The organism is Burkholderia sp. 22PA0099 (assembly GCF_047497165.1).
Taxonomy (GTDB): domain Bacteria; phylum Pseudomonadota; class Gammaproteobacteria; order Burkholderiales; family Burkholderiaceae; genus Burkholderia.
Genome location: NZ_CP163164.1, coordinates 2,266,650 through 2,285,744, shown reverse-complemented (window position 1 = coordinate 2,285,744; position 19,095 = coordinate 2,266,650). Strand labels below are relative to the sequence as shown.

At 63.8% G+C, this 19,095-nt stretch carries 21 protein-coding genes and 2 riboswitches; of the genes, 7 read left to right on the top strand and 14 right to left on the bottom strand.

Annotated elements, in window-relative coordinates; all coding sequences use genetic code 11:
* The first annotated feature begins 2 nt into the window (after nucleotides 1-2).
* Nucleotides 3-1,178, top strand: a complete 1,176-nt coding sequence (locus AB4851_RS10230) for an aminotransferase class I/II-fold pyridoxal phosphate-dependent enzyme (RefSeq protein WP_414447090.1) — start codon at nucleotides 3-5, stop codon at nucleotides 1,176-1,178.
* Nucleotides 1,179-1,198: 20 nt separating this feature from the next.
* Here AB4851_RS10230 and AB4851_RS10225 read toward each other — a convergent pair whose 3' ends face one another.
* Genes AB4851_RS10225 through AB4851_RS10205 form a run of 5 tightly spaced genes read right to left on the bottom strand, consistent with a single transcriptional unit; the run spans nucleotide 1,199 to nucleotide 4,702 of the window.
* Nucleotides 1,199-1,747, bottom strand: a complete 549-nt coding sequence (locus AB4851_RS10225) for a nuclear transport factor 2 family protein (RefSeq protein WP_414447089.1) — start codon at nucleotides 1,745-1,747, stop codon at nucleotides 1,199-1,201.
* A gap of 52 nt (nucleotides 1,748-1,799) precedes the next feature.
* Nucleotides 1,800-2,204: a winged helix-turn-helix transcriptional regulator gene (locus AB4851_RS10220; protein WP_414447088.1), complete on the bottom strand. Its 405-nt coding sequence runs from the start codon at nucleotides 2,202-2,204 to the stop codon at nucleotides 1,800-1,802.
* A gap of 32 nt (nucleotides 2,205-2,236) precedes the next feature.
* Nucleotides 2,237-3,220 carry a zinc-dependent alcohol dehydrogenase family protein gene (locus AB4851_RS10215; protein ID WP_414447087.1) on the bottom strand — a complete coding sequence of 328 codons (984 nt, stop codon included), beginning with the start codon at nucleotides 3,218-3,220 and terminating at the stop codon, nucleotides 2,237-2,239.
* Entirely contained in the window at nucleotides 3,217-3,609 is a 393-nt protein-coding gene (locus AB4851_RS10210) for a hypothetical protein (protein WP_414447086.1), read from the bottom strand. Before AB4851_RS10210 ends, AB4851_RS10215 begins: the two co-directional genes overlap by 4 nt.
* A 28-nt stretch (nucleotides 3,610-3,637) precedes the next feature.
* Nucleotides 3,638-4,702 carry a 12-oxophytodienoate reductase gene (locus AB4851_RS10205; protein ID WP_414447085.1) on the bottom strand — a complete coding sequence of 355 codons (1,065 nt, stop codon included), beginning with the start codon at nucleotides 4,700-4,702 and terminating at the stop codon, nucleotides 3,638-3,640.
* A 405-nt stretch (nucleotides 4,703-5,107) separates the two neighbouring features.
* Here AB4851_RS10205 and AB4851_RS10200 point away from each other — a divergent pair, with 405 nt between their 5' ends.
* The 3 genes from AB4851_RS10200 (at nucleotide 5,108) to AB4851_RS10190 (ending at nucleotide 8,050) form a co-directional block, all read left to right on the top strand.
* Nucleotides 5,108-5,452: a MarR family winged helix-turn-helix transcriptional regulator gene (locus AB4851_RS10200; protein ID WP_414447084.1), complete on the top strand. Its 345-nt coding sequence runs from the start codon at nucleotides 5,108-5,110 to the stop codon at nucleotides 5,450-5,452.
* A 138-nt stretch (nucleotides 5,453-5,590) separates the two neighbouring features.
* On the top strand, nucleotides 5,591-6,607 hold the full coding sequence (locus tag AB4851_RS10195; protein ID WP_414447083.1) for an aldo/keto reductase: 1,017 nt from the start codon (nucleotides 5,591-5,593) through the stop codon (nucleotides 6,605-6,607).
* Between the two features lie 87 nt (nucleotides 6,608-6,694).
* A complete protein-coding gene (locus AB4851_RS10190) occupies nucleotides 6,695-8,050 on the top strand; it encodes a pyridoxal phosphate-dependent decarboxylase family protein (protein WP_414447082.1) in 1,356 nt (451 codons plus the stop codon).
* Nucleotides 8,051-8,149: 99 nt separating this feature from the next.
* On the opposite strand, the gene AB4851_RS10185 is transcribed toward AB4851_RS10190, so the two are convergent.
* The 3 genes from AB4851_RS10185 to AB4851_RS10175 all read right to left on the bottom strand — a co-directional run bounded on the left by AB4851_RS10185 (nucleotide 8,150) and on the right by AB4851_RS10175 (nucleotide 11,777).
* A complete protein-coding gene (locus AB4851_RS10185; protein ID WP_414447081.1) occupies nucleotides 8,150-9,403 on the bottom strand; it encodes a ketopantoate reductase family protein in 1,254 nt (417 codons plus the stop codon).
* Between the two features lie 35 nt (nucleotides 9,404-9,438).
* A riboswitch (glycine riboswitch) is annotated at nucleotides 9,439-9,530 on the bottom strand.
* A 4-nt stretch (nucleotides 9,531-9,534) separates the two neighbouring features.
* Nucleotides 9,535-9,624, bottom strand: a riboswitch (glycine riboswitch).
* A 140-nt stretch (nucleotides 9,625-9,764) separates the two neighbouring features.
* Nucleotides 9,765-10,862, bottom strand: a complete 1,098-nt coding sequence (locus AB4851_RS10180) for a threonine aldolase family protein (protein WP_414447080.1) — start codon at nucleotides 10,860-10,862, stop codon at nucleotides 9,765-9,767.
* A 78-nt stretch (nucleotides 10,863-10,940) separates the two neighbouring features.
* Complete coding sequence (locus AB4851_RS10175) at nucleotides 10,941-11,777, bottom strand: AraC family ligand binding domain-containing protein (protein WP_414447079.1); 837 nt, start codon at nucleotides 11,775-11,777, stop codon at nucleotides 10,941-10,943.
* A 381-nt stretch (nucleotides 11,778-12,158) separates the two neighbouring features.
* Here AB4851_RS10175 and adh point away from each other — a divergent pair, with 381 nt between their 5' ends.
* The gene (gene adh / locus AB4851_RS10170; RefSeq protein WP_414447078.1) at nucleotides 12,159-13,679 is read left to right on the top strand and encodes an aldehyde dehydrogenase; all 1,521 of its coding nucleotides are present in this window, start codon (nucleotides 12,159-12,161) and stop codon (nucleotides 13,677-13,679) included.
* Nucleotides 13,680-13,746: 67 nt separating this feature from the next.
* On the opposite strand, the gene AB4851_RS10165 is transcribed toward adh, so the two are convergent.
* Together AB4851_RS10165 and AB4851_RS10160 are read right to left on the bottom strand one after the other, a co-directional pair.
* Nucleotides 13,747-14,187, bottom strand: coding sequence for a tautomerase family protein (locus AB4851_RS10165; protein WP_414447077.1), 441 nt, complete (start codon nucleotides 14,185-14,187; stop codon nucleotides 13,747-13,749).
* Between the two features lie 154 nt (nucleotides 14,188-14,341).
* Nucleotides 14,342-14,830: a MarR family winged helix-turn-helix transcriptional regulator gene (locus AB4851_RS10160; RefSeq protein WP_414447076.1), complete on the bottom strand. Its 489-nt coding sequence runs from the start codon at nucleotides 14,828-14,830 to the stop codon at nucleotides 14,342-14,344.
* A 192-nt stretch (nucleotides 14,831-15,022) separates the two neighbouring features.
* Here AB4851_RS10160 and asd point away from each other — a divergent pair, with 192 nt between their 5' ends.
* Nucleotides 15,023-16,138, top strand: coding sequence for an aspartate-semialdehyde dehydrogenase (gene asd, locus AB4851_RS10155; protein ID WP_414447075.1), 1,116 nt, complete (start codon nucleotides 15,023-15,025; stop codon nucleotides 16,136-16,138).
* 77 nt (nucleotides 16,139-16,215) lie between these two features.
* Here asd and AB4851_RS10150 read toward each other — a convergent pair whose 3' ends face one another.
* The 4 genes from AB4851_RS10150 to AB4851_RS10135 all read right to left on the bottom strand — a co-directional run bounded on the left by AB4851_RS10150 (nucleotide 16,216) and on the right by AB4851_RS10135 (nucleotide 17,833).
* Nucleotides 16,216-16,701 carry a winged helix-turn-helix transcriptional regulator gene (locus tag AB4851_RS10150; RefSeq protein ID WP_414447074.1) on the bottom strand — a complete coding sequence of 162 codons (486 nt, stop codon included), beginning with the start codon at nucleotides 16,699-16,701 and terminating at the stop codon, nucleotides 16,216-16,218.
* Between the two features lie 150 nt (nucleotides 16,702-16,851).
* Nucleotides 16,852-17,373: a DUF302 domain-containing protein gene (locus tag AB4851_RS10145; RefSeq protein ID WP_414447073.1), complete on the bottom strand. Its 522-nt coding sequence runs from the start codon at nucleotides 17,371-17,373 to the stop codon at nucleotides 16,852-16,854.
* 26 nt (nucleotides 17,374-17,399) lie between these two features.
* Entirely contained in the window at nucleotides 17,400-17,576 is a 177-nt protein-coding gene (locus AB4851_RS10140) for a hypothetical protein (RefSeq protein ID WP_414447072.1), read from the bottom strand.
* 68 nt (nucleotides 17,577-17,644) lie between these two features.
* Nucleotides 17,645-17,833 (bottom strand): hypothetical protein, encoded by a 189-nt coding sequence (locus AB4851_RS10135; RefSeq protein WP_414447071.1) that lies wholly within the window; start codon nucleotides 17,831-17,833, stop codon nucleotides 17,645-17,647.
* A gap of 445 nt (nucleotides 17,834-18,278) precedes the next feature.
* Between AB4851_RS10135 and AB4851_RS10130 the strand changes: the two genes are divergently transcribed.
* Entirely contained in the window at nucleotides 18,279-19,025 is a 747-nt protein-coding gene (locus AB4851_RS10130) for an SDR family oxidoreductase (RefSeq protein ID WP_414449163.1), read from the top strand.
* The last annotated feature ends 70 nt before the right edge of the window (nucleotides 19,026-19,095 follow it).

The window sequence follows — 19,095 nt, the reverse complement described above, 5'->3', positions numbered from 1 at the left end:
ACATGCAGGATTCCTTGCGATTTACCCGACGCGCCACCGAACTGCAGCCTTTTCGCACCTTGCACCTGTTGTCGCGGGCCAAGGAACTGATCGCGGCGGGCCGCGACATCATTCGACTCGACGTCGGCGAGCCCGATTTCGGTACGCCCGCGCCGGTCCTGGCCGCCGCCAGGCAGGCCATCGACGCCGGGACGGGCCGCTATACCGAGGCGGTCGGCAGGCCCTTGCTGCGTGCGGCGATCGCCGATTTCTACCGCAAGAAATACGGCGTGTCGATCGATGCCCGTCGCGTCATCGTCACCACCGGCTCGTCGGCCGGCCTGATGTTGATCATGGCGGGCTTCGTCGACGCCGGCGAATCGCTGCTGAGTGCGGTGCCCGGTTATCCGTCGCATCCCGTGTTCGCCAGCGTGGTGAACGGCGACATCGTCGGGGTGAAGGCCTCGCAGCCCGGCGCCCTGTGGGCGAGCGCGAGCGAATACGAGCAGGCCTGGTCGGAGCGGACCCGCGGGATTCTGGTCGGTTCGCCGTCCAATCCGACGGGAACCGTCATACCGTGGGATGCGGCGCGTTCGCTGATGGATCTGTCGGCGCGACGCGGCGGCCTGTATATCAGCGAGGAGCTGTATCACGGGCTGAACGACGGCAGCCGCGAACACTCGGCGCTGGAGCATTCCGACGACGCGTTCGTCGTCAACAGCTTTTCGAAGTATTTCGCGATGACGGGGTGGCGACTCGGATGGATCGTGGTGCCGGAACGCGTGGTCGATCGGTGCGAGATGCTGGCGCAGCACCTTTACCTCTCCCCGCCCGACATTTCCCAGGCGGCGGCGCTGGCCTGCTTCACCGACGAGGTGGACGAGATCGCCGCGCAACGCCGGACCGAACTCGAAGCGCGTCGCGACACGATGCTGACGATGCTCGCGGAGTGCGGCTTCGAGATCGCCTATCCGCCCGACGCCGGATTGTTCGTGTTCGCCGATGCCGGCCGATTCACCGACGACAGCTATCGGTTCTGCCAGCGCCTGCTCGAGGAAGCGGGTGTGTCGGTGGCGCCGGGCATCGATTTCGGCGACTTCCCGACGCATCTGCGATTCGGGCTGTGTACCTCGCGCGAGCAACTGATTCTCGCGATGCGGCGCATCCAGGCCTTCGTCAAGGATGCGCCACGCCGATAGCAGTGAGCCGGTCGCGCCGATCAACGCTCCCCGAGCGTTGGCATAAAGGGCGCGACGGCATCGGCGGCCTTGTCCTTCGGCGTCCAGACGCGATTGGTGGTCGAGCCGCCGATATAACGCTCGTGAATTTTCCAGCCGCTGGCGGTACGGCGCAGCCGATCCCGCATCGGCGAGTAGATCCACAGGCTCGGCAGCCCCGTGTCGCTCTCCATCACCTGCCCCGCGCCGAGGCTGCGCGCCTGCTCGGGCAGCGCGTGGCGCACCAGCAGGTTCTGATATCGGACCGACACGCCGTCTTCGTCGGCATCCACGATGTGATTGGTGGCGTGGCGGCTGACGCCGGGAATCAGATACGGATAGTCGTGCTCGAAGAAATGGCGCATGGCCTCGCGCCCGCGGATCGTGCCGTGGAAGTGATAGGCCACGCCCTCCGGCAGGAACGCATCGACCATCGCATCGACATCCCAGGTTTCGAACAGCCAGTTCAGGCGATTGACGAAATCGACGGCACTCGTCCAATCGGCGGCATCGACCGTGCCGAGCGCGGGGATGGGAGGAAAGGCAAACATGGGCATGCTCCAAAGGAATGAAACGAGCAATCGGTCCGGCCGATCTCACGGCTCAAACCGAACGCTCGCGATAGCGCTCGCGCGCCTGCTTGATTTCGCCGTGGCTTTGCTCGGCCCAGGCGATCAGCATGGCCAACGGCGCCAGCATCGATTCGCCGAGCGTCGACAGCCGATACTCGACGGATGGTGGCTTGGTGGGAAACACCTCGCGGATGACGATTCCGTCTTCCTCGAGATTGCGCAAGGCATGGGTCAGCGAGCGCTTCGAGATGTCGGGCACGGCCCGCATCAGCTCGGCGAAGCGGCGCGGCCGCTCGGCCAGCGCCATCACCAGCAGCGTGCTCCATTTCTCGCCGAGGCGATCGAGCACGTCGCGCACCGGACATTGAGAGGCGATCACCGGCATGGCAAGCCAGCGGCGGTAGCTGTCGACAACCACATCATGGGTATCCGGCATGGCTCATCCCGCGGGTAAAAACAGCACCGACATCACACGCCCACCTCGTTCGCGGCATCCAGCTCGATCAGGACTTTTCCGCCGCGCATCGCATGGGCCACCGCATCGCGGATTGCTGCAAGCGGATAGACCGCCGCGACGGGCTGACGTATACCGTCCTGGCCCAATGCATCGAGCACCGAGGCGAGCACGGCCGGGACGCGGGCCGCGTTGCCCGGGCGGCCTTCGAAGAACCCGTGAACCGCGATCCGCTTGAAGATCAGATGCTGCGCCGAAATGGCCATCGGCTGATGGCTCGCCGCGCCATAGGCCACCAGCGTGCCGTCGGGCGAGAGCATCTGCGCGAGCCGCCCCGACGAGGCGCCGCCCACGCCATCGAGCGCGAGCCTGACCCGCAAGCCGGCGGGCAGGCGATCCGCCGATACGCTGGCGTCCTCGTCGAGCAGCACCAGCTCGCAACCCGCTTGCCGCACGCGTTCGACGTCCTCCTGCCTGCGCACCAGCCCGATCGTACGAAGCCCGCGCCGCGACGCAAGGCCGGCCACGCAGCAACCCAGCCCGGAGTTCGCCGCGTTGTACACGATCGCATCGCCGGGGGCGAGATCCACGTACTCGTCGAGCAGCATCTTCACCGTCACGAGATTGATGGTGGCCATCGCCGCCTGCTGCAAATCTACGCCCGGCGGCACGGGGGTAAGTTGATCGGCACCGACAACGAGCCGTTCGCGCCAGCTCCGCGCCATGAACGGCACCACCACCGGCGTGCCCGGCGCCAAGCACGTGACGTTTGAACCGCAGGCGAGCACCACGCCAGCGCCCTCGTTGCCCAGTACCTCCGGCAACACGGGCTGCCAGTCGTAGATGCCAAGCGCCACCATCAGATCGCTGACATTGATCGGGGCGTAGCGCATCTGCACCAGCACGTCGTCAGGCCCTAGCTGCGGCGGCTCGGCGATCTCGTGCAGTTCGATCCCCGTGACCGGATCGCCATAGGAGATCAATCGCGCGGCTTTCATGCCTCGCCCCCCGGCGGCAGGAACCAGGCTGCGTCGCACTCGGCGCCGAGCCGATCGCGCATGCCGCTCGCCATCGACAGCACCGCATCGAGCGGGCTGAACGCGATATGCAACTGCGTCACGCGTCCGTGCGCGTCGCGCAGCATCGACACGAGGCCCGACGCCGCGACGCCGTCCACCAGCCGGGCGTCGTATTCGAAGTAGCTGCGCTCGCCCACGGCGCCGAGAAATCGCGGTGTCTGACTGGCATAGTGGGCCGCGCCGGCCTTGACGATCCGGGTGACCGTCTCGCGCCCCCGCACGGGGCAACGCAACACGGAACTGATCAGGACGACGTCCTCGTCGAGATCGTCGAGAAACGGATGGCGTTTGGGTGCGGTATCGGTCATCGTGGGCGTCTCCCTTGGCTGGTCCGCATCATGCATTGCCGGCGATCGCATCGGCGGCAACCGGCAATGCCGTGGCCGGATCGCTGATCACGAGGCTGCCCAGCGAGGCCAGGTCGAATCCGCGCAAGTCTGCCAAGCGCCCTTCCCGCACCTTGTTCGGCCACGCCGGATCGGTCAGCAACGCACGACCGACGGCAACCAGATCGAACTGGCCCTCGTCGATGCCCTTGCGCAGCGCGTCGAGGCCGGCCGGGCCGGCGTTGCCGCCATTGCCGGTCAGGAGATCGGTGATGTCCGGACCGTCCAGCCCCACCGAGCCGACCGTCATGGTCGGCTTACCGCTCAAGCGTCGTGCCCAGCCGGCGAGGTTCAGCGGTGACGGCTCGAACGCGGGCTCCCAGAAGCGACGCTGCGAGGCATGGAATGCGTCGACACCGGCGTCCGACAGCACGTTGAGAATGACGCCGAATTCGTAGGGGTCCTTGGCGATCCTGGCGTCGAAGGCGCGCTGCTTGAACTGAGAGATCCGGAACAGGATCGGGAACGACGGCCCCACCGCACGACGCACTGCGCGCACCACCTCTCCGGCAAATTTCGTGCGGGCGAGCACGCTGCCGCCCCAACTGTCGCTGCGGGTATTGCGCCCTTCCCAGAGAAACTGGTCGATCAAATTGCCGTTCGCGCCGTGGATTTCCACCGCATCGAATCCCAGCGCGCGCGCCGTGGCCGCCGCTTCGCCGAACGCCGCGATCGTGGCCTCGATATCCGCCACGCTCATGCTGTTCGGTTCGTCGTTCGGCACGTCCGGCGCCCCCATCTGCGCGGCATCGCGCAACGCACCCGCATGGTGCAACTGCGCCGCGATCCTGCCGCCTTCCGCGTGTACCGCCTTCACGACGGCGGACCATCCGGCGCGCGCCTCGACCGTGTGAAAGACGGGGATGCCAGGCACCTCCGCCGCCGCGGCGCGCTGCACCGCAACGGCCTCGGTGATGATGAGGCCGACTCCGCCCGCCGCGCGGGCCCGGTAATACGCGAGCACATCGTCGCCGGGCACGCCGCCGGTGCTGAAACCGCGCGTCATCGCCGACATCACGATGCGATTCGGAATCGTCAGCGCATGGATCGTGAACGGAGTGAAAAGAACGTCGCTCATGGAAATTTCCTTAGTCATACAAAATGAATGTCATCCGAAACCGGCTCGGCATCCGGCCCCCGCCGTGACGGCATCGCCGGTGAGATTGGTCAACGTGTCTTCGACGGAGACTCGGTCTCATGTCGATACCTGGGGAGCTTAGAGCGCCGGATGGCGAATGCCAAGGAGGCAGATTACTTGCACCTGGTAACGTTGTTTGCACCTTCAAATCCGCAACGGATCGCATGACGCGATTGCTTTTTCAAAAATTGCGGGTATATACTCGCATCCATGAATACGCCCTGCTTCTGCACCGACCTTCGTCGCGCCTCGCGAAAACTGACCGAGGCCTACGACGCCGCATTGGCGTCGTTCGACATCAACATCGCCCAATATTTTCTGCTGCGAACCATCGCCGATCACCAACCGGTCAGCCTGACTCAACTGGGCGTGCTCGTCGATCTCGACCGCTCCACGATCGGCCGAAACGTGAAGGTCCTCGAAAGCCGCGAGTTGACCCATATCGGCGTCGATACCGGCGATCAACGCGAACGCGTCGTGTCGCTGACTTCGGACGGCAAGGCCTTGCTGCGTCGTGCCACGCCGGCCTGGGATCGCTGCCAGGTTTCGGTGGTCGAGAAGATCGGAGCCAGGAAAATCGAAGCGCTGCGGACGATGCTGGCCGAGTTGGGCGAGGCAATCGGTTAAGCGGCACGGCCGAGGCGCATCCAAGGTTCGTTGGGGAAGGGGCGCGCAACATGCCGCCCGCCCCTCCGCGTCGACGGGGTATCGAATTTTTCACCAATACGGGCATATGCCCGTATTTTTCGCGAAAGGAAAGCGTTGATGAAATACCAGAATTTCGGGCGCACCGGCGTGTGCGTGTCGCAGATCGTCCTGGGTACGGCCAATTTCGGCACGCGCTGGGGCCACGGCGCCGACCAAGCGCAAAGCGCCGCCCTGTTCGAGACCTATGCCGAAGCCGGCGGTAATTTCATCGATACGGCCGATGTCTATCAATTCGGCCAGTCCGAGGAATTTCTCGGATCGTTGTTGCAGGGCCGGCGCGACTCTTTCTTCCTCGCCAGCAAATTCTCGAGCGGCGCCAGCCCGACCCCCGACCGTCTCGTGACCGGCAATAGCCGCAAGGCGATGATCGCGTCCGTGGAGGCGAGCCTCAAGCGCCTGAAGACGGACCGCATCGATCTGCTGTGGGTACATCAGCCGGACGCATTCACGCCGTCGGAGGAAATCGTGCGCGGGCTCGACGACCTCGCGCGCGCGGGCAAGATCGTCTATGCCGGCTTGTCCAACTTCCCGGCATGGCGCCTCGCCCGCGCCGTCACGCTCGCCGAGATCACGCGCGCGACGCCGATTGCCGCCGCGCAGTTCGAATACAGCCTCGTGCATCGCGAGCCCGAGGCCGACGTGTTCGTGGCCTGCCGCGCCCTGGGCCTCGCGACGCTCACCTGGTCGCCGCTCGGCGGCGGGATGTTGACCGGAAAATATCGGAACGGCGAAGCGGGTCGACGCGAAGCATTCGGCGGCGCCGTGTTCCAGGCCGAAGATTCGCGACAGCGCTCCGATGTGCTCGACACGGTGCTCGACATGGCTCGCGAACTGCAGGCCACGCCGGACCAGGTCGCCATCGCCTGGGTCGCCGCGCACGGCGGGCTGCCGCTGATCGGGCCGCGTTCGCTGCCGCAGCTCGTCAGCAACCTCGGTGCGGCGAATCTGACATTGAGCGCCGAGCAGCTCGCCCGACTCGATGCGGTCAGCGCCCCCGCGGTCAAGGCCGCCACGGTCGCCGCGGTATCCGACTCGAACACCGATACCGCGCTGCCGCTCCTCCCGGTTGCCTGACGCAGCGCGTTCGGCGCCCTCCCATCCTGCTTCGTTTTCCTGAACAATATGAACACTCACCTTCCGGCCCCGGGCAGCATCGCCGACATGAAAGCCGGCGAAATTGCCCTGCTCGCCGACGCCGATCAGCGCGCGGCTCACTATCTCGAGTCGGTCGAAACCCGGCGTGTCTTTCCCACGCCGGAGGCGCTCGCGGCCTTGGCCGCGTTCGACGAACCGCTCCCCGAACAGGGACGCTCCGCGCACGATACGCTGGCGCTGCTCGACGACATCGGCTCGCCCGCCACGGTGGCCTCGAACGGGCCGCGCTATTTCGGTTTCGTCGTGGGAGCGTCGTTGCCGGGCGCGGCCGCGGCCGAGCGGCTGATGATGGCGTGGGATCAGGGCGCGCCGCTGGCCATGGCATCGCCCGTCAGTGCGCGCATCGAGGCAGTGGCCGGCAACTGGCTGCTCGAGGCGCTCGATCTGCCGCGAGGCAGCGCCGTCGGCTTCGGCACGTCGGCCACGGCATGCGGGCTGAGTTGCCTGGCGGCCGCGCGGCGCGCCTTGCTCAAGCGGGCCGGATGGGATCTCGACACGAAGGGGCTGTACGGTGCGCCGCAAATCCGCGTGGTGGTATCGGCGCGGATTCACGTGGTGGTGCTCAAGGCGTTGCGGGTGCTCGGCTTCGGCACGGAGCAGGTCATTCCGGCGGCCACTGACGCGCACGGCCGCGTCGATCCCGAGCGCCTGCCCGAACTCGACGCCAACACCATCCTTTGCCTGCAGGCCGGCGAGGTCAACACCGGCGAATTCGATCCGTTCGCAGCGCTCATTCCGAAGGCAAAGGCGCAAGGCGCATGGGTACACGTGGATGGCGCGTTCGGCTTGTGGGCGCGGGCATCGCAGGCGTTGCGGCACCATACGGACGGTGTGGAACTCGCGGACAGCTGGACCACGGACGGGCACAAGTGGCTGAATACGCCCTACGACTGCGCGATGGCGATCTGCCGCGATCCCGACGCATTGGCGGAAACCTTGAGCAGCGATGCCGTCTACGCCACCGGCTCGCGCCTGGCCCAGAAGAACCTCACGCTCGAATTCTCCCGACGCCCTCGCGGCATCACGATTTGGGCCGCGCTGCGCACGCTCGGCCAGCAAGGCGTGGCCGCGATGGTGGAACGTCATTGCGCCCAGGCGACCAGATTGGCGCACGGGTTGCGCGATGCCGGTTTCGACGTGCTGAATCGCGTTGTCCTCAACCAGGTATTGGTTCGGGGAGAAAACGATGCGCAGACTGCTGCGATCCGGCAGGCCGTTGAAAGCTCGGGTGAAGCCTGGTTCGGGCCGGCGGTGTGGGACGGGCGCCCTGCATTCCGCCTCAGCGTATCGTCGTGGCGCACCGAAGATGCGGATATCGACAGGACCATCGCGCTGCTTCGGAGCGCACGCGACACGGCCTGATCACCGGCAAGTCATGCGGCGCTACCGCCCCTGCTCAATCACCGGGCGTATCGACGAGGCGACAATGCCGACCGCGACACGCCCGAATGACCGCACGCCTCAGTTCGTACCCTGAAGCGCATAAGTTTGCAGATGTGCAAAGGCGGTTCGCAAATACGGTGTCTCGATCCGATGGCGCGCCGCGCGGGCGATCATGTCGCCCACGATCGCGTCGGACTCGATGCGCGGCGCGCGCCGCGCGATGTCGCGCATCATCGACGCGGCCCAGGTCGAATCCGGGTCGAGCAGGAAACCGCGAACGCCGCTCACCGCCTGCTCGCCGAGGCCGAACCCCTCCGCCGCGGCCACGGCAAGCGATTCGTCGAGCAGCGCCTCGATCACGCCCTTGCCATCCGCCGTCCGCAAGATATCGCACAAGCGCCCGCGCATCAGGCAGGTCGCGGCGGCGCCCGAGCACAACATCACCCACTTCTGCCATAGGTCGGCTTCGACCCGCTCCGACGCCACGCGCAAACCCGGCGTGGATGCGATCGCCGCGTGGAAGCGGCGCACCAGATCGCGCTGCAGCGGATGGCGCGCACCGACAATCAGTTTGTCCTGACTGCCGGTGTGCACGACATGGCCGTCCTCTGCGAGCGACGCGGCGATATAGGACACGCCGCCCAGCACCCGTTCCCGCCCGACGCGACGGTCCAGCGTGTCGTACACCGCCATGCCGTTCAGCAATGCGAGCACACCGGTCGTGCCGGCGAGCGCGGGCGCCAGCGAATCCAGCGCGTCGTCGAGGTCGTAAGCCTTGCAGGTCAGCAAGACCAGGTCGTAGCCCGGCTCCACCGCATCCGCGGTCACGGCATTGACCGCCGCACCGAAATCCCCCAGCGCGCTCGACACGCGCAGGCCATCGCGAACCAAGGCGGCCGCGCGGTTCGGGCGCACGAGAAACGTCACGTTCGCGCCCGCCTGGATCAGACGCGAGCCATAGTAGCCGCCCAGCGCGCCAGCACCGAGGATCAGAACCCGAAGCCCTTCATGATGATTGCTCATATCTCCGCCATCGAATCGTTGTCCTGTACGCAGCCGGTATGCCGGACAGCGTGACATGCGGCTTGGCGCTCGCTGCACGGCTTCGAGCGCGATCATCGCCGCGGCTGGAATACTACTATTAAAGTAGTATTCCAGCCAGATATCGGAGACATGCCTAGCCGTCGATGTCTTCAACAACGACATGTGCGGTTCAATCAATCGGCGCCGATCACCGACGCGATAGCGGTGCCGCTCGAATCGTGACGCCGGTAATGCCGGCGCCGATGATGGCGATTCGTGACATGTGATGGTCCAGATCGAATTGAGCATCGCCGACGACAACCGCCGCCGGCGCCGATGCCCCATCTGTCCATTTACCTGAGAGTTTCGCCACCGCCCGGATTGCGCCACGGCGGTGGCTCCCCTTCGGTGGGCGGGCGAGGCGCCACTCTCCAGAGCGTTCTTGCATCACGGTCTTTTTGCTTGAGAGTTTCCGGGGCGGTTGCTCCGTCGGTGCCGCTCGCTCAAGCGGTCTCTCCCGTGATGCACGAATAGAACGATTGCCAATTTACCCTGAACGGCGTGCGCCATAATTCGGCAACGGGAAATCCATTACCGCGTGTCGGTTCCACCCCCAATCTCAAGTATTCCTATTCAAATAGTCGTTCAGTCGTGCCTCTCGACCGCCGGGTCAGTATCCGGCGCGTGACGATACGTTGTCGCGGGCGACGTTGCCGCCGGCCGTATGCGCATTGGCCTGCGCGACGGCCGAGATAATATCGATCGCCTCCTGCACCTGATCGCGGGTGATGTTCAGGTAAGGGATCGCGCGAACGCCGTCCGCACCGGACGGCAGGACATGCAGCCCCTTTTCGTAAAGCCGCTCGACGAATTCACCGGCCGGGAGCGACGATATGCCGAACCTCACGATGTTCGTTTCGACCGTGGACACATCGAGGGAAATGCCGGGTTGGCCCGCGATGCCGTTGGCCAGCATGCGCGCATGTTCGTGATCCTCATGAAGCCGCTCACGGTGATGGCGCAGTGCGTGCAACGCGCCGGCCGCGACGATCCCGGCCTGGCGGAACCCGCCACCGATCTGCTGCTTGAAACGACGCGCGCGCGCGATGAAATCACGAGAGCCAGCCAGCGCCGAACCCACGGGCGCGCCGAGCCCTTTCGAAAAGCACACGCTGACCGAGTCGAAATGGCGTGCGTATTCGCGCTCGGGAATCCCGGTGGCGGCTGTCGCATGCCAGAGCCTCGCGCCATCCAGGTGCAGTGCGAGGCCGCGCTGCCGGCCAAGCTCGCAAACGGCCTGCAGCTGCTCGATCGGCCACACCTTGCCGCCACCGATGTTGTGGGTGTTTTCCACACAGAGCAGCTTGATCGGGGCAGGAATCGTGGTGGGGAAAAATCGATGCGACACGCCGAGCGCATTCGCTACGTCGTCCGGCGTGAAGACGCCGCGCACACCGGGCAGCAGGCGCGGGAGTACCCCGGAGAACGCTGCCGGCGCGCCGCCTTCAAGAATATAGACGTGCGCATTCTGATCGAAGAGAACCGCGTCGCCCGGTTCCGTATGGGTGCGGATCGCGACCTGATTGGTCATCGTGCCGGTCACCATGTACACCGCGTCTTCCTTGCCCAGCAATTCCGCGACTTCTCGCTCAAGTGCCTTGACGGTCGGATCGTCGCCATACACGTCGTCGCCGACCGGCGCGTTGGCGATGGCCTGACGCATGGCCTGAGTCGGCTGGCTGCAGGTGTCACTTCGTAAATCGATCATGCTGTGCTCCCGGATAAGGTGGATGGTGAGCACAGCTTCGGCCACGCACCGGCCGGCGATTTGGACAAACTTGCTGATTTACTGCCGGGCGATACCGGGCGGCACGCCGAAAAAACGACTGAACTCCCGACTCAAGTGCCCTTGATCGCAGTAGCCGACATCGATGGCGACCTGTCGCAACGGTACGCCACGGAGCACGCGATGTTTGGCCAATGCAACACGACGCTGCACCAGATACGCATGAGGCGCGACCCCGACCGACTTCTTGAACTCGCGCAGCAGGTGATAAGCGCTCATACCCGCCACCTGGGCGATGGCATCGAGCGACGGGTTATCCACGAAATGGGCATCGATATAGTCGCGCGCCCGGCGCACTGCCCCGGGCATCGCGCCCCCGGCGGATGGCCGATGCGTCGCCGACGCGTGTCTCAGCACGAGTTGGGCCATCGCGGCGGTAAGCCGGGATGTTCTTTCAAGCTGGCTGGCGTCATCGGATTCGGAGCAAATGTGCGCAGCGCGAAACAACCGCATCGTGTCGGGGTCGTCCATTACGACGTCGGGAAAATGCACGGACCGCTGTGGCGCACCGTCCGCGTCCCGCAACAGTCCGAGCAGGCCCGACGTCGATACATACACCATGCGGTAATCCCAACCGCCTTCGACCGCTGGACGCCCCTCATGAAGCTGCCCCGGATTGATCACGCAGATCGCGCCCTGCGGCATGATCAGCCTTCGGCCACGGCCCTCGAGAAACGCCTGTGCACCGCGTTCGATCACGCCGATCGCAAACTCGTCGTGCGCATGCGGCGGGAACCGATGCGTGCGATAGCTGGCTGTCATCAGTTCGGCGTCGGCAAAGCCAGGCTCGCGCCAAAATTTTGCCTGGTTCGATCGGGATGGATGTGCTGTATCCATGGTCGTGACCCATAGTCGGTGGTGTCCGGGGATCATCCGGCAGGAACAGGTGCCGCGGTGCATTCGCGCCTTGCCCTGTCGAGCAAACCGGACGCATTGATTGTAGCTACATCTAAATAATCGTCAATGCTGCGAATCATGGGCTCATCACGCCCCTAACGGCGGCACGCGGCCCCGTTTTTTGTACAAAACCGCAATTTTGTCCATCTCCTATCACTTGGAAGCCGCGACGATACCTGGACGGCCGCGCTTCGATGCGCGTGCGCCGCTCCACGCAACCGTAACGGACGGCCCCCGACTACGACCTGGCACCGCTTTAAGCAGGCCGTGGCACGGACGGTTTCTGTCCAGCGTCCCTCTCATTCCAAGCGAGACACTTCCATGAATCATGCTGACCTCGAACACCTGACGACCTCGTTCCCATACCGGCGCAAGTATGACAATTTCATCGGTGGACAATGGGTTCCGCCCGTTGCCGGTGAATACTTCACCAATGTATCCCCAATTACCGGCCAGCCGCTTTGCGACGTACCACGCTCTCAGGCAGAAGATGTCGAACTGGCGTTGGACGCAGCGCACGGTGCCAAAGCGGCTTGGGCGGCGATCTCACCCGCCGAACGCGCACTGGTATTGCACCGGATCGCCGACCGGATGCAGGACAATCTCGAACGTCTCGCGGTTGCGGAAACGATCGACAACGGCAAGCCGATCCGTGAAACGCGCGCAGCCGACTTGCCGCTTGCGATTGACCACTTCCGTTATTTCGCCGGATGTGTGCGTGCGCAAGAAGGTACGCTCGCCGAAATCGATCAAGATACCGTTGCATACCATTTTCACGAGCCGCTCGGCGTCGTCGCGCAGATCATTCCTTGGAATTTCCCGCTGCTGATGGCCGTTTGGAAGCTCGCGCCTGCGCTCGCAGCCGGCAATTGCGTGGTACTGAAACCGGCCGAACAGACGCCCGCGTCGATCCTGGTGCTGATCGAGCTGATTGCCGATCTGCTTCCGCCAGGGGTCGTGAACATCATCAACGGCTTTGGCGTGGAGGCAGGCAAGCCGCTTGCGTCGAGTCCGCGCGTGGCGAAAGTGGCATTCACCGGCGAGACCTCGACCGGCCGTCTGATCATGCAATACGCGAGCAAGAATCTGATCCCCGTCACCCTCGAACTGGGCGGAAAAAGCCCGAACATCTTTTTCGACGATGTCGTCAACGCCGATGACAGCTTCTTCGACAAGGCGCTCGAGGGCTTTGCGATGTTTGCCCTGAATCAGGGCGAGGTCTGCACCAGCCCGTCGCGTGTACTGATCCAGGAATCTGCATACGACAAGTTCATGGAACGCGCAGTGAGTCGCGTGGCCGCGATCAAGCAAGGACACCCGCTCGATCCCGACACGATGATCGGTGCCCAGGCTTCATACGAGCAGTTGTCCAAGATCCTGTCATACCTGCAGATCGGCAAGGAGGAAGGCGCCACCTGCCTGATTGGCGGCGAGCAAAACCGGCTGGACGGCGACCTGCGGGACGGTTATTACGTGAAGCCGACCATCTTCAGCGGACACAATTCGATGCGAATTTTCCAGGAAGAGATTTTCGGCCCCGTCGTTTCCGTCACCACCTTCAAAAACGAGGAGGAAGCGCTGGCGATTGCGAACGACACGCTCTACGGCCTCGGGGCCGGCGTCTGGACGCGCGACGGCAATCGTGCCTATCGATTCGGCCGCGCGATCCAGGCGGGTCGCGTCTGGACCAACTGCTATCACCTGTACCCCGCGCATGCCGCGTTCGGTGGCTACAAGCAATCCGGTATCGGGCGCGAGAACCACAAGATGATGCTCGACCATTATCAGCAGACGAAGAATCTGCTCGTCAGCTACAGCGCGAAGCCGCTCGGCTTCTTCTGATCCCGGCAAGCTGGCGCGACCGAGGATCGCTCGTGCGCGCCAGGCTTCGCGCCTGACGGTGCGCCGATTAACGGCCCACGCCGGTCAGATAATCCCGGTCCTCCTGCGACATCGCCTCCAGCCACGCAGCCTCGCCGCCAGGCGCAGGCAGCAACTTGCCGTACTCCACCATCTGCGCGGCGGGCAGTTCGGCCAGGTAGACCCAAACATATCGGCTGTCGGTGTTCGCGGCACGCGCCACGACGCCCACGATGCTGTCGAGAAGGCCCCGTTTCTGCTCGTCGGTCCTCCCTGCCCGAATCTGCCCGTGCACGAAGATGTGATCAGCCTTCAGTGGGGCACCGCCGAGAAAGTGATCACCCGTGGCCACCGGGGTGAAGATGACCTGTGCAAAGAAACCCTGCGCACCGGTCGCACCGCTGTGGGCCTGCGTGATTCCCCTTGCGATCTCGCCTTTTTCCTCGGCGGTGAAACGGCCCTCTGCGGCCGTCACGACGTATGTCGGCATTGCACACTCCCTAAATAAATGTAGGTACAACTTTTTGGGGGAAAGAGCGGAACGACCGCCCGCTCTATCGAGTCAGCCACCGGCATCGCAAGTGGATGTAGGTACATCTTATTCGACGCCACTGTTCGTTGCCATGACGGATTAACCCTTGCAGCTAACCGACGTCGGCGCGCTGCAGCGATTCCAGCGCCTCGAGCAGGTGCTCCTTGGCTGCCCCCTTGATGAATTTCCGAACCTCCCCCTCGACACGCTTCTGGGCACGTCTCCAGTAGGGCTCCGCGCTGCGCAGTTTGGCGGCGCCTCGCTTGCTCAGGCGCGCAACCTTGACACGGGCGTCGGCCTCAGGCGTTACCTCAACCCATCCGGCATCGATCAAAAGCTTGAGGTTGCGAGAAATCGTCGTCTTGTCGAGCGCGACTTCGACTGCAACTTCCGTGTAGGTCGCGGCCTCGAGACGCTCCAATGCGCGCAGAAGCGAAAATTGCGTGATCTTCAAGCCGACGGGCCGCAGCGCGTCGTCGTAGATGCCGGTCAGTGCATTGGCCGAGCGCCGGAATTGCGTGCAGTAACAATCAGTGAACATGATGGAATCGATGAGCTCCGATGGACACACCAGCCCGCTGCCGCGAGGAGGATTGAGCAAGCGACAGTATATCGAAGCGCCGGTGGCCGGCGGCCCGTGTACGCCCCGCCTTCGCGAGATCGTCAGGAACCCATAACGTATGCCGATAAGCGCAATTTTGTCCAAAACCCGACAGCGATATGGGTGGAGAGTCATCCATTTACAGCCCTCATGGGCATGCATGCAGGCGATGCCTGTCGGGAAACCCGGAATATGAAAAAAGTGGGACTGGTCGGATGGCGGGGCATGGTTGGCTCTGTCCTGCTCAAGCGCATGCGCGAGGAAAACGATTTCGCGCGCCTCTCGCCGATCTATTTCAGCACCTCCGCAGCCGGTCGGCGTGTGCGCGATCATCGAGGCAATGAGCACACGTTGCGCGACGCGACGTCCGTCGAGCAACTCGCGGACATGGATATCATCGTTACATGTCAGGGCGGCAGCTATACGCAGCCGATCTATCCCGCGCTGCGGGCAAGCGGCTGGGATGGCTACTGGATCGACGCGGCATCGGCAAAGCGCATGGACAGCGACTCGCTGATCGTGCTCGACCCGGTCAATCGAGCGCAGATCGATACCGCGATCGCGTCGGGCGTGAAGAACTACATCGGCGGCAATTGCTCGATCACGTTGTCGCTGGTCGGCCTCGCCGGCCTGTTTCAAGCGGGACTCGTCGACTGGATGTCCGTGATGACCTATCAAGCCGCATCGGGCGCCGGCGCCGCCCATGTGACCGAGCTGCTCGGGCAGATGTCGGCGCTGTCGGAGCGCACACGAGCGGCGCTGGCCGACCCGGCGACGCCGACCCTCGACGTGCTGGAGCTCGCCCGCCGCGCCGCATCGGGCGACGATTATCCGATCAGCCGGTTCGGCGTGCCGCTGGCAGGCAGCATCATCCTGTGGATCGACTCGGATCTCGGCAACGGCATGAGTCGCGAAGAATGGAAAGGCGAGGTGGAGGCCAACAAGATACTCGGCCTCGCGCCCGGCACGATCCGCGTGGATGGATTGTGCATAAGGGTGGCGGCGTTGCAGAGTCACTCCGCGGCGATCACGCTCAAGCTGAAGGAGGAGCGCGATGCCAGCAGCCTGGCGACCCTCATCGGCAATGCACACGAATGGGTGGATTTCGTGCCGAATATCCGAGAGGAGTCCATACGGCGCCTGAGCCCGGCCGCCGTCAGCGGGTCGTTGAAGGTTGCGGTCGGCAGGCTGCGCAAGCTGAATCTCGGTAACGGCATCTACAGCGTGCTGACCACCGGGGATCAGTTGCTATGGGGCGCGGCCGAGCCGCTGCGTCGTGTGCTCGGCATCATCCTGAGCGCAGCCTGACTGGGGCGCCGGGCGGGCGCGCCGGCATCGGCAGTTCATGGCGCGACGTGACGTGACGTGATGACGTGACGCTGCGCTCAACGCTCGAGCGGTTTCAACCGCTTGAGCGTTGCCTCGGAAGGATATCGCCCGGGAACGAACGCGTGATCGTTGCGACTGATCGCCTTGCCCGTATTGCGATCGATCAGCATGGGATCGACCGCCTTGCCGGTTTCCCGATCAACGAAATCGATACCCCAGCGGTGGCCTTTGACGTGGCGTCTCCCCCATGCGAACAAGGCGATCAGCACCGGAGAAAGGTCCCGGCCCTTCGCTGTCACGCGGTACGCATCCCGCCCGGCTTCCGGCGAATCCCGATAACGCTCCAGCAGCCCTGCATCGACCAGGTCCGAGAGACGTTTCGACAGGACGGTGGGCGAAATGTCCAGGCTGTCGCGGAACTGTTCGAAGCGCGTCGAACCCTGTAATGCGTCGCGTATTATCAACAGGCTCCACCACTCGCCAACCTGCTCCAACGCCAGTGCAACCGCGCAGTCCATATCGGCAAAGCTCTTTCGCTTCATATCGGCTCCCGTCAAATAGGCCATCCACGACGGCGGACAGAATCCCGCACGGCGCGGCGAGTGCGCCGTCGGTATGCGAGCCGACAGCTACCGCCTGGCGGCCGGTATTGTAATGGATGTCGCCTATCGATCCGGGACGACCGGAAATCGCTATCCGTGGTTGATCAGCGCGATGCTCACAAGGTCGGCGAGTTTCTCGTCGAGTGCTTGCGCCGCCTGCTTCAGCAGTGGTTGATCGTCTATCGCGATGAGCGTCGATGGCTGCACATACGTGATTTGCGCCGTACCGTCGGCGCACTCCGACACCAACAGCTCGACCGGCGCGAACAGCCCCGCCGACATGTCGTGCTGCATCATCGTGATCGCAATGAGCGGATTGCCGAGAATCACGCGTGTCAGTGCCCGCCGATAGCCATACACACGCAACCAGCTCGCATGGTCGATTTCGGCGAAGATCATGAACCCGCTCGTGCCGACATGTTTCGCTTCGACGGCCTGCGCGAAATCGTCGGCGGTTGCGGCTCGGGACGCCAACTGCGCCAAGTCGGGTATTGTCGCGCGGCCGCAAGCGCTTCGTATGTTTTCCATTACGCGCTGGTGCGAGGCGCGGGTATTCCAGCTTATCCGTACACCTTCAAACGATTTCCGGGTTGCGAATCCATGTTCAGACATGAGGACCTCCTATTCACCTGAGACAATCAGGAATGCCGCTCGACGAACCGCCGCCGAGCGGCATCACACCAAAATACCGCGACGAACGCCAAGGTGCCGGCGGCCAGGAAGGCCAGCGCGAAGGACGGCGACGGCAACGCGATCGCCATGACCAATAGGCTCGTGCCGAGCGTCGTGCCGAAAAATCGGCTGACCGACAGCACGGCGCTACCGGTGGAGGCCTGATCGGGTGCAAGCCCCGACACCCCGACGGCAAACAGGTTCGGAAAGCTCAGGCCGACACGTCGAGCGGCACATTGCCCATTTGGCTGCCGATCGAGTTCAGCGCGACGTTGACGACAAACATGTCCAGTGTCGCCATGAACACGGCCAGACTGACCACGAACGTTACGGCAGTCGCGTTGAATTGCTCGGTGCCAGCCCGCTCTGTAGCCGGATTCGACGGAATAGGTTGTCTCATTGGCCGCCATTGGTTAGGTAAGCGAATTTCTTATTGATACTATCATGACAGTATCAATAAGAGCCCTTGCCAAGGGCAACCGGTTGGCCTGTTTCGACCCGCAGCCGACCGGCGCGACTACTCTCGACTCGATGAATGTGTAAGGAGATGAACCATCATCTCGGCTATCCGCCCGGCACTCCCTAGCCACCTGAAGCAGGCAACTCACGCAACGACAAGGGTGCAACGACGGTCCTGACCGAGGGCGGCCCGGACCGGGCATACGTGCGCCCGCCGACCTGACGACGCCGCCCGTTAGTGACTTTTTTTGAGGGTTATACGACCTTTTAGCCATTCCATCCAGGTTCCATAATTTGCGCAGGCATCAAGCCGGAACACCAGCACAAACGCGATGGCGTCCTGTGCTGCCGGTTCGATCAATTTCGAGCAAACAAAGGAAGCGAAGATGAGGCTTAAAAACAAGTCGGCTTTGATTACGGGCGGCACCAGCGGCATCGGTCTCGCGACCGCCAGGCTTTTCATCGCAGAAGGCGCTCGGGTCGCGGTGACGGGCCGCGATACTGCCGCACTGGAGCGCGCGAAGGCCGAGCTTGGCGAGAACGCGTTGGTTCTCAAGGGCGATGTCCGCTCGATCGAGGACATGCGGGCCATTGCCGCCGAAGTACAGGAAAGGTTCGACGGCCTGGATGTCGTGTTCGCCAACGCCGGCTGGGCCTTCCCCTCCGCACTCGGCGACATCGACGACGATCTCTACAGCGAGATCATGGATATCAACGTCAAGGGCGTCGTGTACACGCTCAAAGCGGTGCTGCCGAGCTTGCGAGAGGGCGCCTCGGTCATTCTCAATACATCGTTCGTCGCCCAGACCGGCAAACACGGCATATCGCTGACCGCGGCAGCGAAGGCCGCCGTACGCTCGCTTGCCCGTAGTTGGTCCTACGAGTTTCTCGATCGCAAGATCCGGTTCAACGCAATCGCGCCGGGTGGCATGGACACGCCTCTGCTCGGCAAGTGGGGGATGTCGAACGAGGACGTCCGCCACTTCAAGCGCGAATTCGCGAAGAGCATCCCGGTTGGGCACATGGGCAAGGCAGAAGACATCGCCTACGCGGCGCTCTATCTCGCGAGCGACGAATCGTCCTACGTCGTCGGCAGCGAACTGATTGTCGATGGTGGCGCCTCGCAGCTTTAAGCCTGCGCTTTTCGATTCAAGAGCCCTGTCCGTCCTCCCCAGGGTTCATCCATACCTTGATTCCCTGTCC